Raw genomic sequence first — 25,377 nt, 5'->3', positions numbered from 1 at the left:
CACAGCCGAGCCCGCGAAACGTGAGTTTTCCACAAGCGCTGTTGGGCGTGCTTGTTGGTGGGGTGGGCGTGCGGCAGCATCGGCGGCATGGGACACGCAATTTCACGTTTAGAATCCGTTGCCACCAACGAACTCAAGGTGGCCCTCCCCACGCACAGGTTCGGCATTTCCGCACGTCAGGGGGTTGCCGGTGCGGCTTTAGCAGCGGCCGTGTGTGCATTGTTGTGGTTCAAGCAACCCGACCCGCCGCCGCCAATCCACCAACCCAGCACCGCACCGGTGGCAGCCGCAACACCCAGTGAACTGGTGGTTTCCATTCAAGGTGCCGTGGAGCGGCCCGGGCTCTATACCTTCGCGCCAGGTGCGCGCATTGCAGACGCCCTCAGTGCCGCTGTCCCCACCGGGGACACCATGGGGCTCAACCATGCGCAACTGCTTGCCGACGCCACCCAGATCATCATTCCCGACCCGGGCGCCGGTGGCGTTGCGGAGCCGAGTTCGAGTTCGGGTTCGAGTTCGGGGACGTGGATGGGGGAGGGGGTGTCATTGAATCAGGCCTCGGTGGAGGAGCTGATGACCCTGCCTGGGGTGGGGCAGAAGACGGCACAGGCGATTGTGGATTACCGCGATCAGATTGGGGCGTTTCAGTCGATAGAGCAGCTCCAGGAAGTCAAGGGGATTGGCCCGGCGAAGTTCGCCGCCATCGCCGCCGAGGTGCGGTTGTGAGCGAGGTGCGGTTGTGAGTGAACTGCGTTTGCTCCCCGCGGCGCTGTGCTGTTGGTGCGGCACGTTCCTGGCGGTGCACCTGGGGCAGTGGTGGGTGTTGCTGTTCAGCGCGGCGGTGGGGGTGGTGCTTGCGGTGAAGTCACCGGCTCAAGGCATTTTCACCGCGGCGTGGGGCCTGAGTGCTCAAGCACAAGGGGTGTTATACGCGCAGCGGGCGGCGCTGCAGCGTGACGTGGTGGAGGGCCGGGTGTATGCACTCAGGGAGAAGTGGATTCAGGTTGGTGGGGCGCGTGTGCAACTCCCCGAAGGGGCGGAACTGGATGTGGAGTTCGGTCAGATGCTGCGCGTTGAGGGCAGCGGCACCCTGGAGTGGTTCCGGGCACGGCGCATTGAGCCAATTGAGTTGCACAGCATCTGGAACACCCCCTACGCCCTTGCCGCGGAGATCCGCGCGGAGTTCCACCACAGTGCGCTGGGGCTGCTCGATTCTCCGGCGCGCGGGCTGATACCGGCGATGACCTTGGGTGATACTTCCCTTCAAACCGCCGAGGAACAGCAGTGGTACCTGGACACGGGGCTGGCACACTTGAGCGCGGTGTCCGGTGGCAACGTTGCCATTGTGGCCGGTTGCGTGGTGGTGCTTGCCGCGCTGCTTCGCGCGCCTCCGCGGTGGCAGACCATGTGCGCGCTGCTGACGCTCGGCATGTATGTGCTGGTAGTGGGGCCCGAGCCCTCAGTGCTGCGCGCGGGGATCATGGGAAGCGTGGGATTGGTGGCGGTGCTCGCGAATACCCGCACCCCGCCGATGCATGCGCTGTGTATCGCGGTGATCGCCATGATGGTGTTGCAACCGCAGATGGCAACGTCTTACGGCTTTGCGCTCTCAGCCGCAGCAACCGCGGGAATCGTGGCATTGAGCCCGATCCTCGCCGGGTTTTTCATGCACCCGAAGATCCCGGAGGTGGGCAGCAGGGCAATTGCGGTGACACTCGCCGCACAACTTTCCACGGCACCGCTTCTTGCCGCAATGTCGGGGCAACTCTCCCTCGCGGCGGTAGGGGCAAACCTCCTGGCCGCGCCGGTGGTGCCACTGATTACCGTCCTCGGTCTGGTGGCTGCGATTCTCGGCGTGCTGCCCTTTGGGCTGGAGTGGGTGCCGTTGGCATTGGCTCAGCCTGCCGCGTGGTGGATCGGGCAGGTGGCGCGCATCGGGGCGCAGATCCCGGGGGCGGTGGTTGATGTGCCAGAAACCGCGCCCGTGGCGTGGGTGGCCCTCGGGTGTTGTTGGACGTTCTACCTCCTCGCCCGCGCCAAGTTGGCGGGTCTGGGCTGGTTCAGTGTTGGGTTGGTAGTGGTGATGCTTTGGATAGGCATGGGCGCGGGGTAGCAGCGCCGCGCACCGTCCGCGGTGGCACCATCTAGTGGCACGATAGTGTGCGTGCAGCTACATGAGATCGGGGATCTGGTGCACAGCGAAAGCCCCACCGGGAAGACCTGGAGGAAAACCGGCGGGGCTGGCTGTGGCGAATGTGTTGTTAGGCGCTCAGCGTCTCCTTCGCGGCGTCAGCAGTACTGACGTCTGCCTTGTCCTTGTCCTCCTTCAGGGTGGGGCGCAGCAGCAGCATGGCGATCGCGATGACGATCAGGACGCTAGCTTCGTGGACGAGCATGCCAATCGACATGGTCACCCCACCGAGCAGCACACCGGCCAACAGGATCGCCACGGTGGCTAGGGCAATGGCGATATTGACCCGCATGGTGCGTACCGTGCGCTGGGCCAGACCCAGGGCGTACGGCAGGCGGGGGAGCTTGTCGGCCATCAGGGCGATGTCGGCTGTCTCGATGGCGGCAGGTGAGCCAGCAGCCCCCATCGCCACGCCGATGTCGGCCTGAGCGAGTGCCGGGGTGTCGTTGACACCGTCGCCAATCATGGCCACGGTGCGGCCCTGGGCCTGCAGGTCCTTGACGATAGTGAGCTTGTCCTCGGGCATGAGTTCGGCCCGGACCTCGTCGACCCCGAGTTCGGCGGCGACGTTGCGGGCCACCCGCTTCGCGTCACCGGTGGCCATGATCACGCGCACACCCTTGTCATGCAGCGATTGGATAGCGGCCGGTGCGTCGTCACGGATGGTGTCGGCCACGGCGACGATGCCGATGGCGCGTCCGTCGACACCGACGTACATGGCGGTCTTGCCCTGGTCATTGAGTTCAAGGATGCGGGTGGTATCCAGGGCGTGGTCGAGCAGGTCGGCGGAACCGACGGCGACGGTATGGTCGTCGACCTTTGCGATGATGCCCTTGCCGGTGACCGGTTTGGCCTTCTCGACCATTTCGATGGTCAGTCCCTTGTTCTCCGCGCCGCGGATGATCGCATTGGCCAGGGGGTGCTCGGAGGCTGTTTCGGCACGGGCGGCCAGGGTGAGCACCTCATCGTCCGAGTAGGCCGGGTCGAGGACGTCGACGTTGGTCAGCTCGGGGCGGCCGTTGGTCAGGGTGCCGGTCTTGTCGACGACCACGGTGTCGACCTTCGCGGAGGTCTCCAGGTATTCGCCACCCTTGATGAGCACCCCGTCCTTAGCGGAGCGTCCGATACCGGCGACAATCGAGACCGGGATGGAGATGACCAGTGCCCCGGGGCAGGCGATGACCAGCAGGGTCAAGGCCAGTTCCACATTGAGGGTGATCAGGCCAACGGCGAGGGCGGCGACCATCACACCGGGGGTGTAGTATTTCGAGAATTTTTCCAGGAACGTCTGGGTCTTGGCCTTATCGTCCTGGGCGTCTTCCACGCGGTGGATGATCTTGGCCAGTGTGGAGTCCGAGCCGATGCCAATCGCCTCGATGCGCAGCACCCCGGAGCGCAGCCAAGTACCGGCGAAAACCTCCGAGCCCTCGGCCTTCTCGGCGGGTACGGATTCCCCGGTGATAGTGGCCTCGTCGACACCGCCGTGACCGGAGAGCACGCGTCCATCGACGGGGATCTGCTCGCCGTTCTTCACGAGCACGACGTCACCGGGGGCCAGTTCCCAGATCTCAACGGTTTCGGGCTCACCGTCGCGCAGCACGGTGGCGGTCTCGGGGGCAGCGTCCACAAGGTCCGACAGTGCCTTGCGGGTGCGGTTCATCGTGGCCTTCTCCAGGGTCTTGCCCAGGGCGAAGAGGAAGGTGACGGCGGCGGATTCCCAGTAGTTGTTGATGAACAGCGCGCCGATGGCGGCGACGATGACCAGCAGGTCAATCGAGATCATCCTAATGTGCAGGGCCTGGACGGCGGAGACGGCGATCTGCCAGCCGGCGACCACCGCGGCGGCGATCATGAATCCGTCTGACAGCCACCCAACGGGGGTGAGCCAGGACAGGATAATCAACAGTCCTGAGACGGCGACCACGCCCCAGGTTTTCCAGGTCTTCATGATGGGTCTCCTTTACCTTTGAGGTTCTTTTTCCTTTGACACTCATGAAGTTAAGACGATTCCGGAGAAACTTCCTTGACCTGGATCAATCACGCACAGATCTCCGACCTGACGAGGTAGAGCAGAAGAACATGCCACTTGGCCTGTCGACGCTAGGAACCCACCAGCACCGTACGGTGCTGGTGGGTTCCTAGCGTGGAGATGACGCGGTGCCGATCATGCTCCTTTCCTGGGTACTCGGATAAGGGGGTGTTTCGTAGGCCGAGGGTTTGGCGGTACAGCCGGCGTCCATGAGAGGGCCGGTGTGAGTGCTCAGCCATTCCCGGATCGGGTGGCGGCCTTGTGGGGTCGGGAGTGCGTCAGATCGCCGACGGCTTGGCGGTGTAACCGACCTCGGCTACCGCGGTGACCAGGTCACGTACGGAGACCTTCTGTGGGTCGTGGCTGACCAGGATGCGTCCGGAGGAGAACTTCACCTCCGCATTCTCCACGCCCTCCAAACCATTCAGCTTGTTTTCGATCTTGGCGACACAGCTCGGACAGGTGAACTCATCTGAGCGCAAGGTGGTGTTCTTCAGTGTGGCCGGGGCGGTCATCGTAACCAGCTCCTTTCATCTTTTATCGTCATGTTCCTGTGCTTGCACCCTTGAAGATACGGTCCTTTCCGGGGTAATTCCTTGACCTGGATCAAACAACGAAAAATCTCTCCTACCATGAAATTGTCCTGGAAAAGAGAGAGGGATGTGGGCGTTTAGAGGCCGGCGACCAGGTCGGCCAGGGCCTGGCGGTTGGTAATGGCGATCCATTCGCGGCCGGAGTCAATGACACCGGTTTTCTTCATCCGCGCCATTGCCCGGGAGGCTGACTCGACGGTGGTGCCGGCCATGCCGGCCACGTCGTCGCGGCGTAGGCGGACCTGCAGCAGGCTGGATCCGTCTTGTCGGATTTGCCCGAGCTTGGCGTCCAGGTGTTGGAGGGTGGCGGCCACGCGCTGCTCGACAGTCGAGGTGGTCTGTGCGGTCTCGCGTTCCCGGGACCGGACCAATTGGTCCTGCTGCATCCGTATGATCGCCAACGCCATTTGCGGGTAGGCGTCCACGACCTCGGCCAGGGCCTCGGCGGGCAGGAAGAGCGCGCAGGTGGTCTCAATCGCCCAGGCGGAGTCGGTGGCTGGGGAGCTATGGGTGTGCAGTGGGCCGATGACATCCCCAGGGGCGGCGATGTCGACGGTGATTTCTCGGCCATCGATGGTGTCCCGGGTGATCCGGGCCCGACCGGCGGCGACCATATAGCTGCCCTGGGCCTGCTCGCCGGCTAGGAGGATGGGATCACCTGCGGCCCAGGCCCAGGAGGTCAGATGCTGGTCGAGTTCCCTGTGTTGTTGCGGGTTCAGCATCTTGGTCAGCGGGGAACGGGCCATGACCTGCATGCGCACGTCCAGGGAGCACTGGTGGGGTTGGGCGCAGTTGTGGCGGACGGGATTGCGGGCCATAAGCCCCATGCTATCAAGCCCGGAGAGCAATGACCGCGGAGGCGGAGGAACAAAAGCCTCCGACACAACCGACAGTCACGCCCCCTTGGCACTCGCTGCCTGAGGAGTGGACATCGCGCGCGTCAAGCTCGCAAGCCCGGGGTGGTTTGTTGCTTGGTTGGTAACTGTGATGCTCTGGATCGGCAAGGGCGCGAGCTAGCGGCGGTATGGGGCGAGCGGCGCGGGGCAGGCGGCCGCAGTAGCTGCTTCTTGTGGCACGATAGTGTGCGTGCAGGTTCATTTGATCGTCGGTGAAAACGAGTTCCTCGCCGAACGCGCGCGTGAGGCAGTGGTGGCGCAGGTTCGCGCTGAGCAGTCCCCAGACGTGGTTGTGTCCACCCTGCGCGCCGGGGACGTCACTGAGCACGAGCTCATTGACTTGTTTAGCCCTTCCTTGTTTGGTGAGGACCGCCTGGTGGTGCTCACCAACACCGAGGATGCTGGCAAAGAACCGGCAGCGCTCATCCTCGATGCCGCTATGAACCCCGCGCCTGGGATCACGCTGATCATTTCCCACTCTGGGGGTGGGCGCCAAAAGCAGTTGGCAACCAAGCTGCGCAAGATCGCCACGGTCCATGAGGTAGCCAACCTCAAGCCAAGCGAGCGTCCACGGTGGGTCACCGATGAGTTCCGACGCCACGGTGTGCGCGTCACACCGGACGTTGTGCAAGCGGTGTTGGAGGGTGTGGGCTCTGACCTCCGGGAGCTTGCCAGTGCAATCAGCCAGTTGGTGGCGGATAACGCCGGCAACGTTACGGAAGCAGCCGTGCGTGAGTACTACGTTGGCGTGGCGGAGGTTTCCGGCTTTGACATCGCGGACCTCGCCTGCAGCGGCCAAACCCAGCGGGCCGTTGCAAGCACCCGCAGGGCCCTGCAATTAGGGACGTCCCCGGTGGCGCTTGCCGCGGCGTTGAGTATGAAAGTCAGCGCGATCGCCCGCCTTTATTCCACCATGCGCGTGGATGCTCATGCCCTGGCTGGCCAGTTGGGGATGGCGCCCTTCGTGGTGGAAAAGACCGCTAAAATTGCCCGCCGCTGGTCAAGCAGTGCTGTGAGTGAAGCGGTGATCGTGATGGCGGACCTCGATGCCACGGTAAAAGGCCAAGGCGGTGACCCCGAATACGCCATTGAGCAGGCCGTGGCCCGCATTAGCCAACTTGCTGGTTAGAATAATTCAGGTGACGAACGAACTCCCCGAAGACGTACAAGCCTTAGTAACCAAAATTTTCGCGCTGTCCCGCGACCCACAGGCGGCCGAAGAACTCGCCAGTTACATCGACGCCGGCGTTGACGTCAACCTCACCAACCAAGACGGCAACACCTTGCTCATGCTTGCTGCATACAACGGCAACGAGCCCGCTGTGCGTGCACTCATCGAGCGCGGTGCCGACGTCAACCGGGTCAACGACCGAGGTCAAACCCCAATAGCCGGCGTGCTGTTTAAGAAAGAATTGGAGATCGCCCGTATCCTCGTCCAAGCCGGTGCGGACCTGGATGCAGGGCACCCAACCGCGCGGGACACTGCGGCGTTGTTCGGCGTAGACATCTCGGACCTCAGCGCGTAGCGGCAATGGGGTTGCATCAGCTCGGCACCATTTTGCTGCTCAACCTCGCCGGAATGCTCACCCCCGGCCCTGATATCTTCCTCATCACGCGTCTGGCTACCCGCTCCCGGATCCGTGGCCTCGCCGCGGCGGCGGGGATTGCAACCGGCCTGGTGGTTTGGGTGTCACTCACCGTGTTCGGCGCTGCTACATTGCTGACTGCATACCCGGACATTTTGGGCTGGGTGCAAATAGTAGGTGGCGCGTGGATTGTGTGGATGGGCATTGGGATGCTGCGCAGCGCGCGGGTCCAGTTTGCGATGGGTATCCCCGTTGCCAGCGAGGCGCAGATCTCTGAGATCTTCGGCACGGCGTGGGCATGCTACCGCCAGGGGCTGTTTACCAACTTGTCCAACCCCAAGGTGGTGCTGTACTTCGCCGCAATCATTGCCCCCTTGATGCCGCCGGAACCGAGCATTGCGGTGGCGCTGCTGGTGGTGGCGGCCATTTGTGCGTCGGCATTCGCAGGCTTCTCGCTCATCGCTCTGCTGATAAGTACAAATGTGTTGCGCCGCAGGTTCATGGCATTTGGCCCTTGGCTGGATCTCATAGCCGGCGTGTTCTTCTGCATTGCGGGCGTGGCGCTGGTACTCAACGGTATCGCGGAGCTGCACTAGCGCACATCAGGGAAAACAAAAACTCCACCGTTTCCCATGAGGGGAATCCGGTGGAGTTTTCAGCAACCAGCGTGGGTGTTAGCCGAGCTTGTTGAAAGCGGTTGCCATGCGGGACTTCTTGTTCGCCGCGTTGTTGCGGTGGAACACGCCCTTGGTCACAGCCTTGTCCAGAGCGCGGGAAGCAACGCGGAGCTGGGTTTCAGCAGCGGCTTTGTCGCCGGCCTCAACAGCCTCGCGGAACTTGCGGATCTCGGTGCGAACTGCAGAACGAACTGCCTGGTTACGCTGACGAGCCTTCTCGTTGGTGAGAATGCGCTTCTTCTGAGACTTGATGTTTGCCATGAAAAATACCTCTTGTGATATTGGTGTTGCCCAGCAGGGATGGCTCCCCAACAAGCACCTTTTGCAAAACAAAAGGCGTGCACCCACGGGCCCAAGGTCCTGCCCGCGTGGCTGCACACGCTTGATGCTTGGAACAACTGCAAATGTTGCTTGGAAAACACTACCAGAGCAGCACCTGAAACACCAAGTAGCGGTGGAGCCGCGAAGTAACCTGAGCAACTGGCACCTTGGCTGCGTCGGTAGTGCTTGGGGAGGTGCTAGAGCCAGCCGAAGTCTGTGCGCAGGCGGTTAGCGATTCGCTCGAAGCGGTGCTGGGGGAGTACCGCGCCTTCGCGGCGGATGGAGTACTCAGGGACCTGCACTACGCGGTCCACGCGAACCCAGGACTGGCGACCCTCCCCGTCCCAGGGGCCGGCGCCGATGTCGATCCAATTGTATTCCTCCCCGTGGTCGGGGTCGGTGCTGGTGACAAGGCCCAATACGTGCTCGCCGGTGCGGCCAATCACTACCATGGCGCGCTCGGTGAGTTCCTTCGTGCGGGAGTCGATGGGCGCCCAGAACCACACCACCTCGCCGGGGTCCACTTTGCCGTCCATGTCTGGGGCATAGACGATGTCGCGGGAAAGGGTTTGGGCATCGCAGACGATGCAGGCGTTTTCCAGGGCGCGGGCGGCGTCTTCGGAGGGGTTGCTGAGCCCCAGGCGTTCGCTGATGCGATCAAGCCCAATGGTGGCGGAGGTTTCCTCGTGCTTGCGGAAGAAATTGCGCAGCTTGTCCATGCCGCTGGCGTCCGTTTTGCTGCGGCGGCGAGTGAGGTGCAACCGGTTGGTGTGTGTGCCCATGGATTCGTCCTAAAGGAGGGGAGGATCCTGATCTACCTTCAACTGTGGAAATATCCCTCGATTCTAGCCCTAAAAATTGCCTCAGGAAATGAAAATGAATTGAAAATGCGTGCCCTGGGCGTGGGCAGTGGAGATGCGTTGGTTCAATTCTGCAATGTGGCATGGGATATGGTGGGGGAGACGTATAGCAGGTGTAAAGGAAGTTCATTGTCAGAGAAGTTTGCGGAAAAGACGTTCACGGATCCCTCCAAGATCCGCAATTTCTGCATCATTGCGCACATTGACCACGGCAAGTCCACCCTGGCGGACAGGATCTTGCAGTTGTCAAACGTGGTGGACGCGCGTGATATGCGTGACCAATACCTGGACAACATGGACATCGAGCGTGAGCGCGGCATCACCATTAAGGCGCAAAATGTGCGCTTGCCGTGGGTGCCCCGTTCCGGGCCTTTTAAGGGTGAACAGATCGTGATGCAGATGATCGACACCCCAGGCCACGTGGACTTCACCTATGAAGTTTCCCGGGCACTAGAAGCCTGTGAGGGCGCAATCCTGCTGGTGGACGCCGCGCAGGGCATTGAGGCGCAAACCCTGGCCAACCTGTACCTGGCAATGGAAAACGATCTTGAGATCATTCCCGTGCTCAACAAGATTGATCTGCCTGCCGCCGACCCGGAGAAGTATTCCCTGGAGATCGCCCACATCATTGGCTGCGAGCCGGAGGATGTGCTGCGGGTGTCCGGCAAAACTGGTGAGGGCGTAGAGGCCCTGTTGGACAAGGTTGCCGAGCTGGTTCCCGCCCCCACCACAGAGCAGCCCATGGAGGCGCCGGCACGCGCGATGATTTTTGACTCGGTGTATGACACCTACCGCGGTGTTGTGACCTACATCCGCATGATTGACGGCAAGCTCACCCCACGCCAAAAGATCAAGATGATGAGCTCCGGCGCGGTGCACGAGCTACTGGAAATCGGCATTGTTTCACCAACGCCGAAAAAGTGCGATGGCCTGGGCCCCGGTGAGGTGGGCTACCTGATCACCGGCGTGAAGGACGTACGCCAGTCCAAGGTGGGCGATACCGTCACCTGGGCCACCAAAGGCGCCGAGGAGCCGCTGCAGGGCTACGAGGAACCAAAGCCCATGGTGTACTCCGGCTTGTTCCCAATTTCCCAGGCCGACTTCCCAGACTTGCGCGATGCCCTGGAAAAACTCCAGCTCAATGACGCATCCCTCACCTACGAACCTGAGACCTCCGTGGCTTTGGGCTTCGGTTTCCGCTGTGGCTTCTTGGGCCTGCTGCACATGGAAATCACCCGCGACCGTTTGGAGCGCGAGTTCGATCTTGACCTCATCTCCACCGCACCTTCGGTGAGTTACCGCGTGGTTGCCGAGGACGGCTCCGAAACCCATGTGCACAACCCTTCGGACTGGCCTGGCGGCAAGCTGCGAGAGGTGTGGGAGCCGGTGGTGAAAACCACCATCATCGTCCCTTCGGAGTTCGTGGGCACCACCATGGAGCTGTGCCAATCCAAGCGCGGCCAGATGGGCGGCATGGACTACCTCTCCGAGGACCGCGTGGAGCTGCGCTACACCATGCCGCTCGGCGAGATCATCTTTGACTTCTTTGATGCCCTGAAGTCCCGCACCAAGGGTTACGCCTCCTTGAACTATGAGGAGGCCGGGGAGCAGGAGGCCAACCTGGTGAAGGTGGACATCCTACTCAACGGCGACCCCGTGGATGCCTTCTCTGCGATCGTCCACCGCGATTCCGCGCAGTGGTACGGCAACAAGATGACCAAGAAGCTCAAGGAACTGATCCCACGCCAGCAGTTTGAGGTCCCCATCCAGGCGGCCATTGGTTCCAAGGTCATTGCCCGCGAAAACATCCGGGCGATGCGCAAGGACGTGCTGGCAAAGTGCTATGGCGGCGACATCTCCCGTAAGCGCAAGCTGCTGGAAAAGCAGAAGGAAGGCAAGAAGCGCATGAAGTCCTTGGGTTCGGTTTCCGTACCTCAGGAGGCCTTTGTGGCAGCGCTTTCCACCGACGAAGATTAGCCTCTTCCGCCACCGGCCCCTTTCCGCCTCTAGCGGCCTTCGAGCGCGAATTGCCGCGGCGGCACCCGCTGCTGCCCAAGGTCTTGACGGTCCCCGGTTTCTTTCCCATGCCGGAAGGCGTGGGAATCCACCATGTCCACGCCCTTATTTGGGGCAACGTAACTCTCCGGGAAACACTCGTGGGCAGCTTGTTGGGCCTGCTCAAGATCGCTTTGCAGCACTAGCTCCCCGGAGCGACCTCCGCGGGCAAAGTGCTCTGTGTAGGCGTGCTCGATCGCCTGTAGCCGGGTGCCGATGGTGTGGGTGAACCCGATCATCCAGGAGCGCTTTGCTCTGCGCGTGTAGCCACCGTTCGGGAAGTCCCGGTGCCTGCGGTATTCCTGGGCACCGGTGAGCATGGTTGGGTTGAGCAGCTCAAACAGTGTTTGTACGCGGAAAAGATGCTGCGGCAGTCCGAACACGCTCACCACGTTGATCCGTTGCTTTCCAGCCATGGTGTGGCACACCACCACGCAGTGCAAACTCATGGCGATCACCGCGAGCAGCCGGCACTGCAAGTCTGTGTAGGCGCCGTACAGATATTGGTGGTGCGCCTGGGCACCCCTTGGTTGTTCTTCCTCTAGTTGGCTTACTTCTACGCCGTATTTGGCCATGAGTTCAAAGGCCTTTTCCTGAAACACCGCACCTTCTGGTGTCCCCTCCTGGTCGGCCGCCTGGCGTAGCAGCTTCGCAACTTTTTCTTTGATGTCTGCGATATGCATTTTCATCCCCCTGTATAGGCTTTGACGTGCACTTTTTGTGCACAGCCCGCAGTGTAGCAAGGGGGTCGGACACGCCCCTTTTTCTTTCCACAGCCCACCCGTGACGTTCCTCGGACCTGTGGAAAAGTGTCTTCCTACGCCCCAAACACCAAAGCGATCACCAGCATGGCGGGCAGCGCGAGGAAGGTGGTCAGCAGGATGGAGTCGCGGGCAACCACCTCGCCGCGCTGATAGGTGGCAGCATAGTTGTAGATGTTTTGTGCCGTGGGCAGCGCAGAGAGGATTACTGCTGCATACAACTCTGCGCCGGAGAGCTCAAACAGCCAGCCAATGAGGAACGCAACCAGCGGCATGCCTGCCGTTTTCAGCCAGGTAGCGGTGAGTGCTGCGGTGCGCTGGGCTGCGTCGGAAAGCGGCGACGCTGCGTGCAATGAAGCACCGAAGGACATCAGAATCACAGGGATCGAGGCGCCGCCCAGCAATGTAATTGGTTCCATGATGATGCTCGGCACCTGCGCCTGGGTGATGCACACGGCAAAGCCCGCGAAGGAACCCAGCACGATTGGGTTCACGATTGACTTGCCGATGGTGGCGAGCATTTGTAGCGCTTGGGAACGCCCGGCTTTGGACTGTGCGGGCTCTTGGCTGAGTGCCAGGATGAGCGGGGTGAGCACCACCATTTGCACCACGAGCAGCGGGGCAACATAGGCCGCGGAGCCTAGTACATAGATTCCCACGGGAAGCCCAATGTTGTTGGAGTTCACATAGCTGGAGGCGGCTGCACCGAAGACGGTTGAGGCGCGGTCGGCGGGAAACCACGCTCGGGAAGCGGCTACGAAAATGACCACCGTCACCAGGGAGGCAAGGGTGGTCACCGCGATGACCGGGGAAAATAGCTCCTCAGGGCGAGATTGCGCAACTACCGTAAACACGAGTGCCGGTGTTGCTGCGTAAAAGGACACGCGGTTGAGGACCAGGCGCTCACTCGCCTTAATCACCTGCGTGCGCGCCAGTGCGTAGCCCACCGCAATGATGAAGAAAATGATGGCAAAGCCGTGAAGGACACCGATCACAGGGGCAGCCTACTTAGGTTCGTGTGCGGAAGGTGAGTTTGGGTAGTTGCGCGCTCCAAAGATTGCGGAGCCGACGCGCACGCTTGTGGCTCCTTCCTCAACAGCCCATTGGTAATCACCGGACATCCCCATGGAGAGTTCCGCGCCGGGCAGGGTGGAATCACGCAGTTCACGCAGGGCTTGGAAGGCAGGGCGGACTACAGCAGGGTCCGTAGATGCGGCGGCCATGGTCATCAGGCCACGCACGTTGAGGCGGTCGAAGGGCGCGAGGGCTTCCAAAAATTGCCCGAGCTCACCTGCGGCGATCCCACCCTTTTGCTCCTCAAGTGAGGTGTTTACCTGAATGAATACATCCAAGGTGCGGTCAAAGCCGTCGAGGCGGCGTTGGAGGGCTTCGGCAACCTTGAGGGAATCGAGGGCGTGGAACTCGTGTGCATACTGCGCAATTTCGCGGGCTTTGTTGCGCTGCAGATGTCCGATGGCGCACCAGTGCACCTGCGCATCGCGGATGGCTTGGGCTTTTTCCGCGAGCTCTTGGGGTTTGTTCTCACCCAAGATGGTGATCCCCGCCGCCACGGCTGCTCGGACCTGCTCAATGGGGTGCGTTTTACTCACCGCAATCAGGCGCACTTCTTGGGGATCACGCCCCGCCCGTTCGGCGGCTTCGGCGATATGCTCCAACACGGCCTGGTAGTTCTGTGCGTATGTACGGGTGAGTTCTTCAGCCAACATGGTGGACATTCTACCGCTCCGCAAAGCGAGCACGGTCTGGGCATCGGGGCAGCCGGGGCGGTCGGGATGGTTGGGGTAGCCAGGGCGGTTGAGACTTTCGAGAATTTCGAGATTTTTGAGATTTTTGAGAAAACAAGAACCCAAGCCCCTAAACCCAAGCCCTTAGCCCCAAGCTCCCCATGCAGTAAGCGGCTCAAGCGCACCGTGCATGCCGGTATTCCAGGCGAAGCTAGTCAACCCTCCCCAGGGTGTCTGTGTTGTTGAGATATTCCCTCAGGTAGGGGAGGGTGAACCTGACCAGTCCGGTGCCGGCACTTTCAATGAGATCAGCGGCAATGAGTTTTTCCCTGGTGTCCGAAACTCCCTGCGGGCGTTTGCCTACAGTTGCCGCGATTGTGGAAATTGGAACGGCATCGTGGTCATGTTTGGCCATCGCGTCCAGGAATTGGCGCTGTGCTGGTGAAATGTTTCTTAGGGCCGGGCCGTGGACTTGCGTACCCATATTGCTCACGGTGGTGCGTTCCACTGCTGCAACGTCGGCTGCGGATACCTCAACTGCTCCTCTTCTGTGTGCTTGATTCCAGGCCAGTGCCCCAACAAGCTGCACCAGGAATGGATATCCCTTAGAAATTCGCACTCCCATGTCCACAGCCTCTGGGCTGAATGTTATCCCCGAGTCAAACGCAGTGGCCCGGAACCCTTCTGCTGCATTTTTGGGCGAAAATTCACCTAGGCTAAAACGCTGCGCACGCCTCATGAACGTGGTTCCTGGCAGTTGCAAGAGCTTTTCAATTCCTTGTGGAAGGCCCGTCATTACCAGGGCGATTTCCTGCTCGTCGCGCAGCAAGTCCTGGAATGCCACCGCGAGCTCGGTGAGTTCTGTAGGGTTGGCGTCTTGCACCTCGTCGACGGTGATGAGCACACCTGCTTCAGTAAGCAGCGCCAGCAGGTCGCGCAATCGGGTATTAAGGCTGGGTTTGTACGTTTCCGCCTGGGAGACATCGAAACCAACAGATCCCACAGAGCTCAGTCCCACGCTGGAAAGACGGCGCTGCTTCGGTGGATCAAGGTCGGCGATCGTCTTGGGGATCGTGGTTTCTACAAGTTCCTTGATGAAACTATTTCTTCCCGACGTCCGCAGTACTACCCATCCCTGCTGCTCAGCAATATCCTCTAGCTCGTTCAGGAGCGCAGTTTTTCCAATACCGCGGTTGCCACTGATGAGCATGCTTCGCCCAAAAGCACCTGGTCCAATTTCAAGCGCAGTCCGGAAATTCTCCAGTACATCAGCGCGGCCCACCCAGTACAGGGGAGCGATGCCAAAGGTTGGGCGGAAAGGATTCCTCAATTGCACAGTCATAGACTCAGTGTAGCCTGCTCGAGACTTTCGAGATTTTTGAGATTTTTGAGAACGCCGAGAATCTTTAGAACCCCAACTTCCACGCCCACGCTGACCACGGTGCCCACCCTGGCCGCGGTGGCTACGGTGGCTAAGGTGTCCACGTCACACCCACTGACTACACTGTTCGCTATGAACGCCACCCGACTTCGCACTGAAACTTCACGCCAGTTCGGCATGACCATCCGCGAGCATTTCCTGGAGGTCCCCTGGGATCACTTCAGCACACCCAACACCCCCAACTCCAACGAGCCCGCAGCGCAAGACACGTTTACGCTCTACGCCCGTGAGCTCGTTCCCAAGGGGGGCGAGGATCTTCCCGCGGTTGTGTACCTCCAAGGCGGCCCCGGGTTCCCCGCGCCGCGGCCCTTCGGGGCAAGCGGCATTATCGGCGCGGCGCTGCAGCATTACAGGGTGATTTTGCTGGACCAGCGAGGCACCGGCCGCTCCAACCGCATCGACGCCACCAACGCCTCCGCCCACTTCCAGCACCTGCACCTCCTGCGTCAGGAGCACATTGTGGAGGACGCCGAAGCTCTTCGTAAGGCCTTAGGCCTGGAAAAGTGGAGTCTGCTGGGTCAGTCTTTCGGCGGCTTCTGCATCACCTCCTACCTTTCTCGGCACCCTGAATCCGTGGAGCGCGCCTACCTCACTGGGGGACTGCCGGCGCTGGAAGCGTCGGTAGACGAGGTGTACCGCACCACCTTTGCCAAGCTGCGCAAACGCAACCTGGACTTCTATCAGCAGTTCCCCTGGGCGCAGGAGCGCCTGCGTGAGATCTGCCATCACCTGGAGCTTTCCGACGAGCGCCTGGCCAGCGGGGAGCGGCTGAGCGCGCGCCGCTTGCGCACCCTGGGGATCGGTCTTGGCCGAGGTGAGGGATTTGCGCACCTGGCTTACCTGTTGGAGGAGCCATTCCATACCGTCGCGGGCGAAAAGCGCCTCAAGGGTGACTTCCTTAGTCAAGTCAGCGCGGAACTCAGTTTCGCTGGCGGGCCGCTGTATGCAGTGATTCATGAGTCGATTTATGGCGGTGTAGCTGGCCAGGCCGCCACTGAGTGGGCGGCGCAGCGCATCCGCGAGGAAATCCCCGGATTCGAGGAGCAACTTGATCCGCGCACGGCGGAGCCCTTCTTCTTTACCGGTGAGCACATCTTCCCATGGCAATTCGAAGAAGACCCCGCATTGCAGGTGTTTGCGGATGCCGCCGAACAGCTCGCGCACCGCGAGTGGGAGCAGTCTCCGTACCACACGGAAACCTTGGCGTCTGCCCCCGTGACTGCCGCCGCGGCGGTGTATTTGGATGACATCTTTGTGCCCTTCGAGTACTCCATGCAGACCGCCCAAACCTACCTTGACCTGCGCCCACATGTGACTAACAAGTTCCAACACGATGGCATCCGGCATGACGGCGCCGGGATCTTCACTGAGCTGCATACCCTCATTGAGGATCACTGATTTGACCGAGGTGGGGCGAGCCGTGTTGGATGGTGTGCTGCAGCGCACAATCCGCGCGGTTGAGATGTAGACCTCACCAACGCCATCCGCCTTGCATACCTGGCCACCCACACCAGCATTGCAAGGGCGCCCCGTTGGAGAGGAAATCTAATCACGAAAGGGCACCCAAGACGTGTCTCAGCACACCGCGGGAAGTGGCCTTCCCCCACAATCAGCAGGGACCGGAACAGGCACCGGAACAGGGCAAGAGCACCAGCAAGCCAGCACGAAGAACAGTCTTTTTGAAGTGCTGGGTTTCCCAGCGTTCATCATTATCGGCTCCGCAATTGCGTTCATGTTCCCAGCGCCGTTCCAGCCGTTGAGCCAGTACATCACGTACTTCCTGATGATCATCATGTTCGGCATGGGCCTGACCTTGACCATCCCGGACTTTAAGGCGGTTGCAAAGCGCCCAATCCCAATCCTCATCGGTGTGGTGGCGCAGTTCGTGATCATGCCGCTGCTCGCCGTGGTTGTGGCCAAACTGCTGGGGCTCAACCCCGCGTTGGCGGTGGGTCTGCTGATGCTCGGTTCTGTGCCTGGCGGCACCTCCTCAAACGTGATTGCCTTCCTGTGCCGTGGTGATGTTGCTCTTTCTGTTGCCATGACTTCTGTCTCCACCCTCATCTCCCCGATCATGACTCCGCTGCTCATGCTGGCACTGGCTGACACCCGCACTGAGGTCAATGGTTGGGGTATGGCCTGGACGCTGTGCCAAACCGTGCTGCTGCCCGTGATCGGCGGCTTGGCAATTCGCTTCATCGCCAACAGCTTCATCGAGCGCATCCTGCCCGTGCTGCCATGGATTTCCATCTTGGGCATTGGCGGCGTGGTGTTCGGTGCGGTTGCCAACAACGCAGAGCGCCTGGCTACCGTGGGAATGATCGTGTTCGTTGCCGTGATCCTGCACAACGTGGGCGGATACGCCCTGGGCTATCTCACAGGCAAGCTCACCGGTCAGTCCACCGCCGCAAAGCGCACTCTTGCGGTGGAGGTGGGCACGCAGTCGGCAGGCCTTTCCTCCGGCATGGCGGCCAAGTTCTTCAGCCCTGAAGCCGCCCTGCCAGGTGCGGTGGCAGCGGTGATTCACAATATTTCAGGTGCGGTTTACGTTGCCATTTGCCGCAAGATGGATGAGCGCGGCCCTCGTCTGACAGCAGCACCGCAGGTGGCGGTGGGGGAGAAGGCCGCACACACGGCTTAACGCCTGACTTCAGGAACCCTCGGCACGGCCTCAATCAGGCTGCGGGTGTACGGGCTTTGCGGGTTGGTGAAAATCTCCTCGCAGGGCCCGTATTCCACTATTTGACCCTGGTTCATCACGGCCACGGTGCTGCACACCGAACGCACCACATGCAGATCATGGGACACAAAAATCATGGTCAGCCCATGTTCCGCCACGAGTTTGTCCATGAGGGAAAGCACCTTCTTGCGCACGGACACATCCAGCGCACTTACCGGCTCATCGGCCAGTAGCACGTCGGGGTTTCCCAGCAATGCGCGCGCGATGGAAATGCGCTGGCGCTGACCACCGGAAAACTCGTGTGGGAAGCGTTCGAGCATGTCTTCCGCCAGCCCCACCTCGTGCAGTGCCTGCGCCAGGCGCGCGTCGCTAAGCTGCCCCGCCTTCGGCCCCGCGCCTTCTTGGAGGATAGAGCGCACGTTCATACGTGGATCCAGTGAGCCCCTGGGGTCTTGGAACACCATGCGCGTGGTGGCGGCTACAGAAACGCGCCCTGAAGTGGGCGTTTCCAGCCCAGCGATCATCTTGAGCAGCGTGGTTTTGCCGCTGCCGGACCCACCCACGATGCCCAGACGCTCGCCGCGCGTCACCTTCAGACTCAGCGAATCCACGGCGCGGGTGGGGGCGCGGAAACGATGCGGATACACCTTGGATACAGCGTCCACCTCCACCAGCACCTCAGGGCTCGGGGTGTGCAGGCGGGCATGCGGCAGTTCCGACGCCTCTAGCAGGCGCTGCGTGTACGGGTGAGCAGGAGCGGCAAGGATGCTCGTGGTGTCACCGGATTCCACAATCTTGCCTTCTTGCAGCACCACAATGCGCTGGCACGTGTGCGCCACGAGTCCGAGGTCATGCGTGATGAATAGCAAGGCAGTGGCGCGGGATTGAACCTGGGCCAAAATGAGTTCCACGATGGCGCGCTGGCTGGTGACGTCCAGGGCGGTGGTGGGTTCGTCGCAGATCAACAGGTCGGGTTCGTGGGCAAGGGCCATCGCAATGAGTACCCGTTGCCGCTGTCCACCGGAGAGCTCATGGGGAAAGCGCCTACCGTGCGCCGGGGTGAGCCCCACCTGCTCGAGCATTTCTGGAACGCGGGCCTTTGCTGCATTGCGCGGCACACCATGGACCGTGAGCGCTTTGGCGATCTGCCGCTCCACCCTCATGAGAGGATCGAGGGCGCTCATCGGCTCCTGGAAGACCATCGCGATCTTCTTGCCGCGTACCTCACACATGCCGCGTTCACTGAGCGCGCGCAAATCCTGTTCATGTAGGCGGATCTCGCCTGTAGAATCCACCAGGCGCAGAATGGACAGCGCGGTCATGGTTTTGCCAGAGCCGGACTCGCCGATCAGACCCACCCGCTCGCCAGCGTTGATGTGGAGTGAGACGTCATCCAGAATGTCGGGGATGCGCAAATGTTCTACGCGAAGTGTGCTGCTGGTCATTTGGGCGTCCTCTCTGGAGTCTGCTTGGCGGTCTGTGGATCGCTGACTTTGCGCAGGGCATCGCCAAAGAGGTTGAAGCCCAGCACCGTCAGCGCAATTGCCAAGCCCGGCCACAGTGCGAGCCCCGGTGCGCTTGCCAGCGAGGCCTGCGCGGATTGCAGCATCCTGCCCCAGGAAGGGTCTGGTGGTGGGGTGCCTAGGCCGAGGAAGCTCAGGGCTGCTTCAGCGAGTATGGCCAGGGCAAAGGCCACGGAGGCTTGCACAATGATGAAGTTGCGGCAGTTGGGCAGCACGTGGTGCCAGGCGATGTGCCAGCTCGAGTGCCCGGCATCGCGGGCAGCGGCGATGAAATCTTGGCTCATGATTTGCAAGGTGGAGGCCCTGGCAACGCGCGCGAAGCTGGGAATGTTGGCCACGCCGATTGCCACCATCGCTGTAGTGGTGGTGGCGCCGAAAGCCGCTGTTGCCACAATGGCCAGCAGGAGTGCGGGGAACGCAAGGAGGATGTCCGCGCCTCGCATGATGACGGTCTCCAAGACGCCGCGGCGCATTCCCGCCGCGATGCCAAGGGGCACGCCGACGAGGGCAGCCACCGCCACCGCGACCACGCCCACCAGCAGGGAGATGCGGGAACCCACCATGATTTGCGAGGCCACGTCGCGTCCAAAGCGGTCCGTACCCAGCCAGTGTGCAACGCTCGGGCCCTGGAGGCGTTCGGTAGGGATGGCGTGCAGCGGATCAAAAGGAGTCCAGACCAGGGAGATGAGCGCCGTGGCGATCACCAGCACGATAATGGCCAGGCCGATCATTCCTCCTGCGCCGAGTGCCTTCAGTTGTGTTCGTGTGTGCTTCATGCGCGTGCCTCCACCTGTGAGCCCGGTGCTTCACTTTCACCGGCAGCAGCCTTGGGTGCTGCCCCTTCTGCAGCCCGCGAACCTGGCCGCGAGCCAGCCCGCGAGCCTGCTGCCTGCGCACGCGTGCGCGGGTCTACCACCAGGTAGGCAAAGTCCACCAATGCGTTCATGAGGATGGTGAACCCCACCAACACCATGGTGATGGTCTGCACGGTGGGCAGGTCGCGCGCGGAAACCGCATTGAGCAGCATGGTGCCCAGCCCAGGTAGTACAAACACTCGCTCTATCACCACGGCGCCAATGAGCAGCGAGGTCAACTGCAGCCCAGTCACTGTGAGCACTGGCAGGGCGGCGTTTCGCAGCCCATGGCTCAAAATTGCTCCCCAGCTTGTTTGCCCCATCGCGCGGGCGGTGCGCATGAAGTCTTGATGCAGCACATCCTGGATGGCGGAGGCAACGTAGCGGGTCATGATCGCCGCCTGCACGATGCCGAGGCTCACCACCGGCAGGATCAGGCGCGCGAGAAACCCACTGAAGTCCTGTGTGGGCACCGCCCACCCGTTCGGCGGCAGCCACCCGAGGCGCACCGCGAACACCGCCACCAGCAAAATGGCGGCAAGGAAGCTGGGCACCGCGATGCCCACTTGGCTGAGCGCCATAATCCACGCCGATCCGCGCTTCGCAGCCCACAGCCCCAGCGGCACCGCCAGGAGCAGAGCAAACAGGATCGAACTGCTCACAAGGATGAGGCTTACCTGCAGCCGGTCCCACACGATCGGCGAAATATCGGTGCCAGAGGTAATGGACACCCCAAAGTTACCCGTGAGCAGCCCTCCAATCCAGGTGAAGTACTGCTCCCACAGCGGCCGGTCTAGGCCCATCTGCGCGCTGAGTTCAGCAACACCCTCAGGGGTGGCGCTTACGCCCAAAGCGATCTCCGCCGGGTTGCCAGGAGCGATGCGCAGCAGCACGAACACCGCGATGCTCGCAACGAGCAGCGTGAGGGCGTACTTCGCCACAATTTGTATGATCCTGCTCGCCATTAGGGGTTTACCTCCCGCTTGGTGATCTCCGCGAGTCGCATGCCGTCGGCCACTAAATTGGTGGGCACCCCGCGAACTCCCTTGTGCACGATTACCACGTTTGGCAGGTTGTACAACGTGTTCGCACCCGCCTGCTCCACAATCCGGCCTACCGCCTGCTGCATGGTGGGCACATATTGCTCCGGCGCAACCGAATCTGCCTGTGCCAACAGTTCTTGGGCGGTGGCGTCCTGGAAACCGAGGTAATAATCCGGGGTGCCAAAAAGCGTGCCGACGTCCCGCGCCTCCACATGGGCCACGATGGACATGTCATAGTCCTTTTGCGTCAGCACCTTGGCAATCCACACCGCGGGGAACTCCACTGTTTCCAGTTGGACTTCAAAACCGATGTCGCGCAATTGGGAGTACAACAACTCAGACGCAGTGGTTGCATAGGTACGTGAAGGCACGGAGATGGTGATCGGGGTGCCCACCGCGCCGGCTTCCTCCATGAGGGCGCGGGCGCGCGCCGGGTCAAAGGGGTACTCGGCGTTCTGTGCCACTTGGGGATCAAACCAGGGGTCGGTTGGGGAGACTGGTGCGCCGCCGGTGTCAGTCCCGTAGCCTTCCCAGGTGGTAGCCATGATTGCTTGGCGGTCCACGCCGTACATCACAGCCTGGCGCACCCGGAGGTCATTGAATGGGGCGCGGGTGTTGTTCATGGACAAGATCACCTCGCCGTTGGTGGTGCCAACGGCCACCTCGAGGGTGTCCACTTGGCTCAGGCCGTCCAGGAGCTCGGGGGCCTGTACGTCGATGGCGGCGTCAATGTCACCCACGCGCACCGCATTGGCCAGGGCAACTTGGTCGCCAAAGTAGCGCAGGACTGCGCGTTGGTTGGCTGGTGCTTCACCCCAATAGTCCTCCCTCGCGTTGAGGGAGAGGGAAGTGCCCACGGCCCAGGCGTCCACCTCGTAGGGGCCAGTGCCCACGGGGGTGGTGGCCAGGTTGTCTACCCCGTTTGGGGTCATCATTGCACCTATAAGCGTGCCCATGCGCCACAGCCAAGAGTTCGATCGTTCTGCTAAGTCCACCTGCAGGGTGTAGGTATCCACCGCTTCCACAGCAACCACGTTGGCCATGCCCTTCTTCAGGCCGTTGGTCCACGCGTCGCTCAGCACCCGCTCGATGGAGAACTTCGCGGTGTCCGCGTTGAAAGCATCACCGTTGGAGAAGGTCACGCCCTGGCGCAGGTGGAAGGTGTATCTCCTGCCGTCTGGGGAGATGTCCCAGCTTGTGGCAAGGAGCGGCTGGATTTCGCCGTCTTGATCAATGCGCACCAACCCCTCGTACACATTGCCCATGAGGGCCTGAGGAATCGCGGCGCCGGACGTGGTGGTGAAGTCCAGGGAGGCGGGGGCGGCGGACAATCCCAGGGTGATCACGTCCGCGGCAGCTACAGTATCAACGGTCTGGGAGGCCGTGTAGCCCGCCTGGCAGGCGGTCAGGGTTCCGGCCATCGACGCCGCCAAAGCAACCTTGGTGGCAAGCCGTTTTGAATGCAACATGCACACAATGTAGTTGTTTTGCCCCGGGATGCCAACCCTTCCACAACCGCAGGCTAATGCTTATCGTGCACTTTGGGTGAGGTAGGATCCCAAGGTGTTATGAGCATTGAAGTTCGCACCTCGCCGGCAGCAATTGCGCGGTCCAAAGCCACTGTTTTGTGCATCGCATTTATTGTTGTCATGGCGCCGCTCGCATGGATGTTTCTTGCCGCGCGAAGCGGCAACGGCGGCGTGCTGGACACCTTGTTTACCTTTGCAGGTGTGCTCCCTTTGGTTGGCATTGCCATTGCGGTGATCTCATGGATAGTGCTGACTATCAAACGCCGTAAGCCGGTGCTGAAGATCGATGAACACGTGCGCATCCTGCACTCTGGCGTGCGCTTTCCCACTGAGCAACTGCGGGAGCTTCACCTATATTCGGAGCACGGCCGCTCGTACATGCGCCTGTTGCCCGAGCATGCGTTGGGGGAGCGCACGGGCCTTGCCCCGTACACCGTGGAGTTTCCGCAGGGCGCAGTGCCGCGTCCCTATGAGGTGGCGCAGGCGCTCGTCGTCAAGCATCCCGGGATCAGGGTGGACAAGATTGGGATCACCAAAGCCTAGGAACTGAGTGCTGAGTGTTCCAGAAGTGGGCACTTTTAGGTTGACTCCGCTAAAATTCTTTGGGTTTTTGTTCCCTATCTGGAATTGGATTTATGTCTTCCCCGAGTAGCTCGGATCAACAAAGCGAAAAGAATTCGGAAACCAGCAGCCCCGCGGGCGGGAGGGTGCTGATCGAAGAGGAACCTCAAGGGCGCAAGAAGGCGCTGTTCGGGATTCAGTCGGACCCCTTTATATTCTTGGCCTCGCTGGGGTTCATCGTGGCTTTCGTGGTGATTACGTCGATTTTGGGATCGACGGCGCGTGATGCCTTCACCAGCATTGCCGGCGGTTTGCTGCGCTACACAGGTTGGCTCTACATCGCCGGCGTTTCGGTGACCTTCATTTTCTTGCTGGCCATATTCGTGTCTCGGTACGGCCGGCTGCGCTTGGGTGATGACGACGATGACCCCGAGCACTCCCTCATCGCCTGGTTCTGCATGCTGTTCGCCGGCGGCATCGGTGCGGTGCTCATGTTCTGGGGTGTGGCGGAGCCGCTGAACCATGCGGTGAACCCGCCGATGCAAGACACCGAGCCGATGAGCCAGGAGGCGATGCGCGAGGCCTTCGCGTTCACCTTCTACCACTTTGGCATCCACATGTGGGCAATCATGTCCCTGCCCGGTCTGGCGCTCGGCTACTTCATTTACAAGCGCAAGTTGCCGCCGCGTGTGAGCTCGGTGTTTGCCCCTGTGCTCGGCTCGAAGGTGTACTCCACCCCTGGCAAGTTGATCGACGTCCTCTCCATCATCGGCACCGTGTTCGGCATCGCCGTGTCCGTGGGCCTGGGCGTGCTGCAGATCAACGCTGGTCTGAACCGCCTCTTCGGCGTGCCTGAGGTGAGTTGGGCACAGTTGGTGATTCTCCTGGTCATTACCGTGATCGCGGGGTTCTCCGTGGCATCCGGTTTGGACCGTGGCATCAAGATTCTTTCCAACATCAACATCGCCTTAGCCGTGTTGGTGATGCTGTTCGTGGTGATCGCCGGACCTACGCTGACCTTGCTGCGCTTCGTGGCGGAATCCTTTGGGCTTTACGCTGAGCGTCTGCCGGAGATCATGTTCTGGACTGATTCCTTTGGCAACAACCCTGGCTGGCAGGGCAAGTGGACCGTGTTCTACTGGGCGTGGTCCATCTGCTGGTCGCCATATGTTGGCATGTTCGTGGCCCGCATTTCCCGAGGGCGCACAGTTCGCGAATACATCGGTGGCGTGTTGGCGCTGCCCACGATTTTCACCGTGGTGTGGTTCGCGATCTTCGGCCGCGCAGGCTTGGAAATTGAGCTGGAAAACCCAGGGCGCCTTTCCATTCCGGTGGTTGAGCAGGGCGACGTCCCCTTCGCACTGTTTGGCTTCTTTGAGGAGTACCCCTTCACGATGCCAATGTCCATCCTGGCGCTGATCGTGGTGGTGGTGTTCTTTGTGACGTCCATGGACTCCGCTGGCATGGTCACGGACATGTTCGCCACCGGCGAGGAGGAACTCACCCCTACCTGGTACCGCATCCTGTGGACCGTGGCCATCGGCGCCGTGGCCGGTTCGCTGCTGGTGCTCAGCCCTGAAACGGGAATTGCCACGTTGCAGGAAGTGGTGATCATTGTTGCCTTCCCGTTCTTCCTCACCCAACTCGTCATGATGTATTCCCTTGTGAAAGGCATGACCGACGACTCCGCGGCGCAGCGCCGCGTGGAAACTCGCCGTTGGGAGAAAACGGACACCGCAGAAAAGCTGGAAGCCCATGAGGCGCTTCCTGCGCCGGGGTATGACGAAGAAGGCAATGAGCTCCCAGTGGTTGCCCTCGAACAGGACGAAGATGGCAACATCGTGATCCCCGGCAACGTGGTGATCGAAGGCGACCTCGGCGTTGCCGGCGACGTGGTGGATCCAGAAGAGGTAGACCTCGGAGGCCTCAGCCAAGGACAGGTGAAGATCGTGGAGCAGTCCTCGCCGAAATCCCGCGAGGACCTGTAGACCCCCTCGTTCCCCGCGGGCAGGCGGGGGAGGGGGTCTACAGG

At 61.3% G+C, this 25,377-nt stretch carries 23 protein-coding genes; 10 read left to right on the top strand and 13 right to left on the bottom strand.

The genetic code is table 11. From position 1 onward, the window contains the following. The first annotated feature begins 87 nt into the window (after window positions 1-87). A complete protein-coding gene (locus tag NQ050_RS06630) occupies window positions 88-726 on the top strand; it encodes a ComEA family DNA-binding protein (RefSeq protein ID WP_257038523.1) in 639 nt (212 codons plus the stop codon). A gap of 13 nt (window positions 727-739) precedes the next feature. Beyond that, a complete protein-coding gene (locus NQ050_RS06625) occupies window positions 740-2,113 on the top strand; it encodes a ComEC/Rec2 family competence protein (RefSeq protein WP_257038522.1) in 1,374 nt (457 codons plus the stop codon). Window positions 2,114-2,261: 148 nt separating this feature from the next. Here the strand turns inward: NQ050_RS06625 and NQ050_RS06620 are convergent, their stop codons facing one another. From NQ050_RS06620 to NQ050_RS06610, 3 genes are all read right to left on the bottom strand, one after another. After that, on the bottom strand, window positions 2,262-4,139 hold the full coding sequence (locus NQ050_RS06620) for a cation-translocating P-type ATPase (RefSeq protein ID WP_257038521.1): 1,878 nt from the start codon (window positions 4,137-4,139) through the stop codon (window positions 2,262-2,264). A gap of 359 nt (window positions 4,140-4,498) precedes the next feature. Then, the gene (locus NQ050_RS06615) at window positions 4,499-4,735 is read right to left on the bottom strand and encodes a heavy-metal-associated domain-containing protein (RefSeq protein WP_257038520.1); all 237 of its coding nucleotides are present in this window, start codon (window positions 4,733-4,735) and stop codon (window positions 4,499-4,501) included. A 155-nt stretch (window positions 4,736-4,890) separates the two neighbouring features. Continuing rightward, window positions 4,891-5,631, bottom strand: coding sequence for a Crp/Fnr family transcriptional regulator (locus NQ050_RS06610; protein ID WP_257038573.1), 741 nt, complete (start codon window positions 5,629-5,631; stop codon window positions 4,891-4,893). Between the two features lie 268 nt (window positions 5,632-5,899). On the opposite strand from NQ050_RS06610, the gene holA reads away from it, so the two are divergent. From holA to NQ050_RS06595, 3 genes are read left to right on the top strand one after another with little or no spacing between them, the layout of a single operon-like run. Continuing rightward, window positions 5,900-6,838 carry a DNA polymerase III subunit delta gene (gene holA, locus NQ050_RS06605; RefSeq protein WP_373456437.1) on the top strand — a complete coding sequence of 313 codons (939 nt, stop codon included), beginning with the start codon at window positions 5,900-5,902 and terminating at the stop codon, window positions 6,836-6,838. A gap of 1 nt (window position 6,839) precedes the next feature. Continuing rightward, complete coding sequence (locus tag NQ050_RS06600; protein WP_373456440.1) at window positions 6,840-7,235, top strand: ankyrin repeat domain-containing protein; 396 nt, start codon at window positions 6,840-6,842, stop codon at window positions 7,233-7,235. 5 nt (window positions 7,236-7,240) lie between these two features. Next, window positions 7,241-7,891, top strand: coding sequence for a LysE family translocator (locus NQ050_RS06595; protein ID WP_257038515.1), 651 nt, complete (start codon window positions 7,241-7,243; stop codon window positions 7,889-7,891). A gap of 78 nt (window positions 7,892-7,969) precedes the next feature. Here NQ050_RS06595 and rpsT read toward each other — a convergent pair whose 3' ends face one another. Both rpsT and NQ050_RS06585 read right to left on the bottom strand, forming a co-directional pair. Further along, window positions 7,970-8,233, bottom strand: coding sequence for a 30S ribosomal protein S20 (rpsT, locus tag NQ050_RS06590; RefSeq protein ID WP_257038514.1), 264 nt, complete (start codon window positions 8,231-8,233; stop codon window positions 7,970-7,972). Between the two features lie 257 nt (window positions 8,234-8,490). After that, window positions 8,491-9,075 carry a type II toxin-antitoxin system PemK/MazF family toxin gene (locus NQ050_RS06585; protein ID WP_257038512.1) on the bottom strand — a complete coding sequence of 195 codons (585 nt, stop codon included), beginning with the start codon at window positions 9,073-9,075 and terminating at the stop codon, window positions 8,491-8,493. Between the two features lie 207 nt (window positions 9,076-9,282). Between NQ050_RS06585 and lepA the strand changes: the two genes are divergently transcribed. After that, entirely contained in the window at window positions 9,283-11,130 is a 1,848-nt protein-coding gene (gene lepA / locus NQ050_RS06580; protein ID WP_257038510.1) for a translation elongation factor 4, read from the top strand. Window positions 11,131-11,159: 29 nt separating this feature from the next. Here lepA and NQ050_RS06575 read toward each other — a convergent pair whose 3' ends face one another. The 4 genes from NQ050_RS06575 to NQ050_RS06560 form a co-directional block, all read right to left on the bottom strand. Then, the gene (locus NQ050_RS06575; RefSeq protein ID WP_257038509.1) at window positions 11,160-11,897 is read right to left on the bottom strand and encodes a DUF2786 domain-containing protein; all 738 of its coding nucleotides are present in this window, start codon (window positions 11,895-11,897) and stop codon (window positions 11,160-11,162) included. A gap of 128 nt (window positions 11,898-12,025) precedes the next feature. Further along, window positions 12,026-12,964 (bottom strand): AEC family transporter, encoded by a 939-nt coding sequence (locus NQ050_RS06570; RefSeq protein ID WP_257038507.1) that lies wholly within the window; start codon window positions 12,962-12,964, stop codon window positions 12,026-12,028. 9 nt (window positions 12,965-12,973) lie between these two features. Next, the gene (locus tag NQ050_RS06565) at window positions 12,974-13,696 is read right to left on the bottom strand and encodes a YggS family pyridoxal phosphate-dependent enzyme (protein ID WP_257038506.1); all 723 of its coding nucleotides are present in this window, start codon (window positions 13,694-13,696) and stop codon (window positions 12,974-12,976) included. 229 nt (window positions 13,697-13,925) lie between these two features. Further along, on the bottom strand, window positions 13,926-15,056 hold the full coding sequence (locus NQ050_RS06560; RefSeq protein ID WP_257038505.1) for an ATP-binding protein: 1,131 nt from the start codon (window positions 15,054-15,056) through the stop codon (window positions 13,926-13,928). Between the two features lie 171 nt (window positions 15,057-15,227). Between NQ050_RS06560 and NQ050_RS06555 the strand changes: the two genes are divergently transcribed. Beyond that, window positions 15,228-16,553, top strand: coding sequence for an alpha/beta hydrolase (locus NQ050_RS06555; protein WP_257038503.1), 1,326 nt, complete (start codon window positions 15,228-15,230; stop codon window positions 16,551-16,553). A gap of 334 nt (window positions 16,554-16,887) precedes the next feature. Next, on the top strand, window positions 16,888-17,796 hold the full coding sequence (locus NQ050_RS06550) for a bile acid:sodium symporter family protein (RefSeq protein WP_373456471.1): 909 nt from the start codon (window positions 16,888-16,890) through the stop codon (window positions 17,794-17,796). Here the strand turns inward: NQ050_RS06550 and NQ050_RS06545 are convergent. From NQ050_RS06545 to NQ050_RS06530, 4 genes are read right to left on the bottom strand one after another with little or no spacing between them, the layout of a single operon-like run. Next, window positions 17,793-19,280 (bottom strand): ABC transporter ATP-binding protein, encoded by a 1,488-nt coding sequence (locus NQ050_RS06545; protein WP_257038501.1) that lies wholly within the window; start codon window positions 19,278-19,280, stop codon window positions 17,793-17,795. The two genes, NQ050_RS06550 and NQ050_RS06545, sit on opposite strands and share 4 nt — an antisense overlap. Next, window positions 19,277-20,134 (bottom strand): ABC transporter permease, encoded by an 858-nt coding sequence (locus NQ050_RS06540; protein WP_257038500.1) that lies wholly within the window; start codon window positions 20,132-20,134, stop codon window positions 19,277-19,279. The genes NQ050_RS06545 and NQ050_RS06540 overlap by 4 nt, the downstream gene beginning before the upstream one ends. Further along, a complete protein-coding gene (locus NQ050_RS06535; RefSeq protein ID WP_373456438.1) occupies window positions 20,131-21,177 on the bottom strand; it encodes an ABC transporter permease in 1,047 nt (348 codons plus the stop codon). The genes NQ050_RS06540 and NQ050_RS06535 overlap by 4 nt, the downstream gene beginning before the upstream one ends. Beyond that, window positions 21,177-22,724: an ABC transporter substrate-binding protein gene (locus tag NQ050_RS06530; protein WP_257038499.1), complete on the bottom strand. Its 1,548-nt coding sequence runs from the start codon at window positions 22,722-22,724 to the stop codon at window positions 21,177-21,179. The genes NQ050_RS06535 and NQ050_RS06530 overlap by 1 nt, the downstream gene beginning before the upstream one ends. Window positions 22,725-22,823: 99 nt before the next feature. Here NQ050_RS06530 and NQ050_RS06525 point away from each other — a divergent pair, with 99 nt between their 5' ends. Together NQ050_RS06525 and NQ050_RS06520 are read left to right on the top strand one after the other, a co-directional pair. After that, entirely contained in the window at window positions 22,824-23,327 is a 504-nt protein-coding gene (locus NQ050_RS06525; protein WP_257038497.1) for a hypothetical protein, read from the top strand. Window positions 23,328-23,419: 92 nt separating this feature from the next. Further along, a complete protein-coding gene (locus tag NQ050_RS06520) occupies window positions 23,420-25,333 on the top strand; it encodes a BCCT family transporter (protein ID WP_257038496.1) in 1,914 nt (637 codons plus the stop codon). The last annotated feature ends 44 nt before the right edge of the window (window positions 25,334-25,377 follow it).

The organism is Corynebacterium sp. 122RC1 (assembly GCF_024580955.1).
GTDB classification, from domain to species: domain Bacteria; phylum Actinomycetota; class Actinomycetes; order Mycobacteriales; family Mycobacteriaceae; genus Corynebacterium; species Corynebacterium kozikiae.
The sequence above is the reverse complement of the archived record's forward strand: the minus strand, read 5'-3'. Positions and strand labels throughout refer to the sequence as shown.

Bases quoted from the DNA above. Each gene is read 5' to 3' on its own strand.
- NQ050_RS06525 (WP_257038497.1), top strand. From the start codon at position 22,824: ATGAGCATTGAAGTTCGCACCTCGCCGGCAGCAATTGCGCGGTCCAAA.
- NQ050_RS06530 (WP_257038499.1), bottom strand. From the start codon at position 22,724: ATGTTGCATTCAAAACGGCTTGCCACCAAGGTTGCTTTGGCGGCGTCG.
- NQ050_RS06560 (WP_257038505.1), bottom strand. From the start codon at position 15,056: ATGACTGTGCAATTGAGGAATCCTTTCCGCCCAACCTTTGGCATCGCT.
- NQ050_RS06585 (WP_257038512.1), bottom strand. From the start codon at position 9,075: ATGGGCACACACACCAACCGGTTGCACCTCACTCGCCGCCGCAGCAAA.
- NQ050_RS06610 (WP_257038573.1), bottom strand. From the start codon at position 5,631: ATGGCCCGCAATCCCGTCCGCCACAACTGCGCCCAACCCCACCAGTGC.
- NQ050_RS06630 (WP_257038523.1), top strand. From the start codon at position 88: ATGGGACACGCAATTTCACGTTTAGAATCCGTTGCCACCAACGAACTC.
- NQ050_RS06520 (WP_257038496.1), top strand. From the start codon at position 23,420: ATGTCTTCCCCGAGTAGCTCGGATCAACAAAGCGAAAAGAATTCGGAA.
- NQ050_RS06615 (WP_257038520.1), bottom strand. From the start codon at position 4,735: ATGACCGCCCCGGCCACACTGAAGAACACCACCTTGCGCTCAGATGAG.
- NQ050_RS06555 (WP_257038503.1), top strand. From the start codon at position 15,228: ATGAACGCCACCCGACTTCGCACTGAAACTTCACGCCAGTTCGGCATG.
- NQ050_RS06535 (WP_373456438.1), bottom strand. From the start codon at position 21,177: ATGGCGAGCAGGATCATACAAATTGTGGCGAAGTACGCCCTCACGCTG.
- NQ050_RS06540 (WP_257038500.1), bottom strand. From the start codon at position 20,134: ATGAAGCACACACGAACACAACTGAAGGCACTCGGCGCAGGAGGAATG.
- NQ050_RS06595 (WP_257038515.1), top strand. From the start codon at position 7,241: ATGGGGTTGCATCAGCTCGGCACCATTTTGCTGCTCAACCTCGCCGGA.
- NQ050_RS06620 (WP_257038521.1), bottom strand. From the start codon at position 4,139: ATGAAGACCTGGAAAACCTGGGGCGTGGTCGCCGTCTCAGGACTGTTG.
- NQ050_RS06575 (WP_257038509.1), bottom strand. From the start codon at position 11,897: ATGAAAATGCATATCGCAGACATCAAAGAAAAAGTTGCGAAGCTGCTA.
- NQ050_RS06550 (WP_373456471.1), top strand. From the start codon at position 16,888: ATGTTCCCAGCGCCGTTCCAGCCGTTGAGCCAGTACATCACGTACTTC.
- NQ050_RS06545 (WP_257038501.1), bottom strand. From the start codon at position 19,280: ATGACCAGCAGCACACTTCGCGTAGAACATTTGCGCATCCCCGACATT.
- NQ050_RS06565 (WP_257038506.1), bottom strand. From the start codon at position 13,696: ATGTTGGCTGAAGAACTCACCCGTACATACGCACAGAACTACCAGGCC.
- rpsT (WP_257038514.1), bottom strand. From the start codon at position 8,233: ATGGCAAACATCAAGTCTCAGAAGAAGCGCATTCTCACCAACGAGAAG.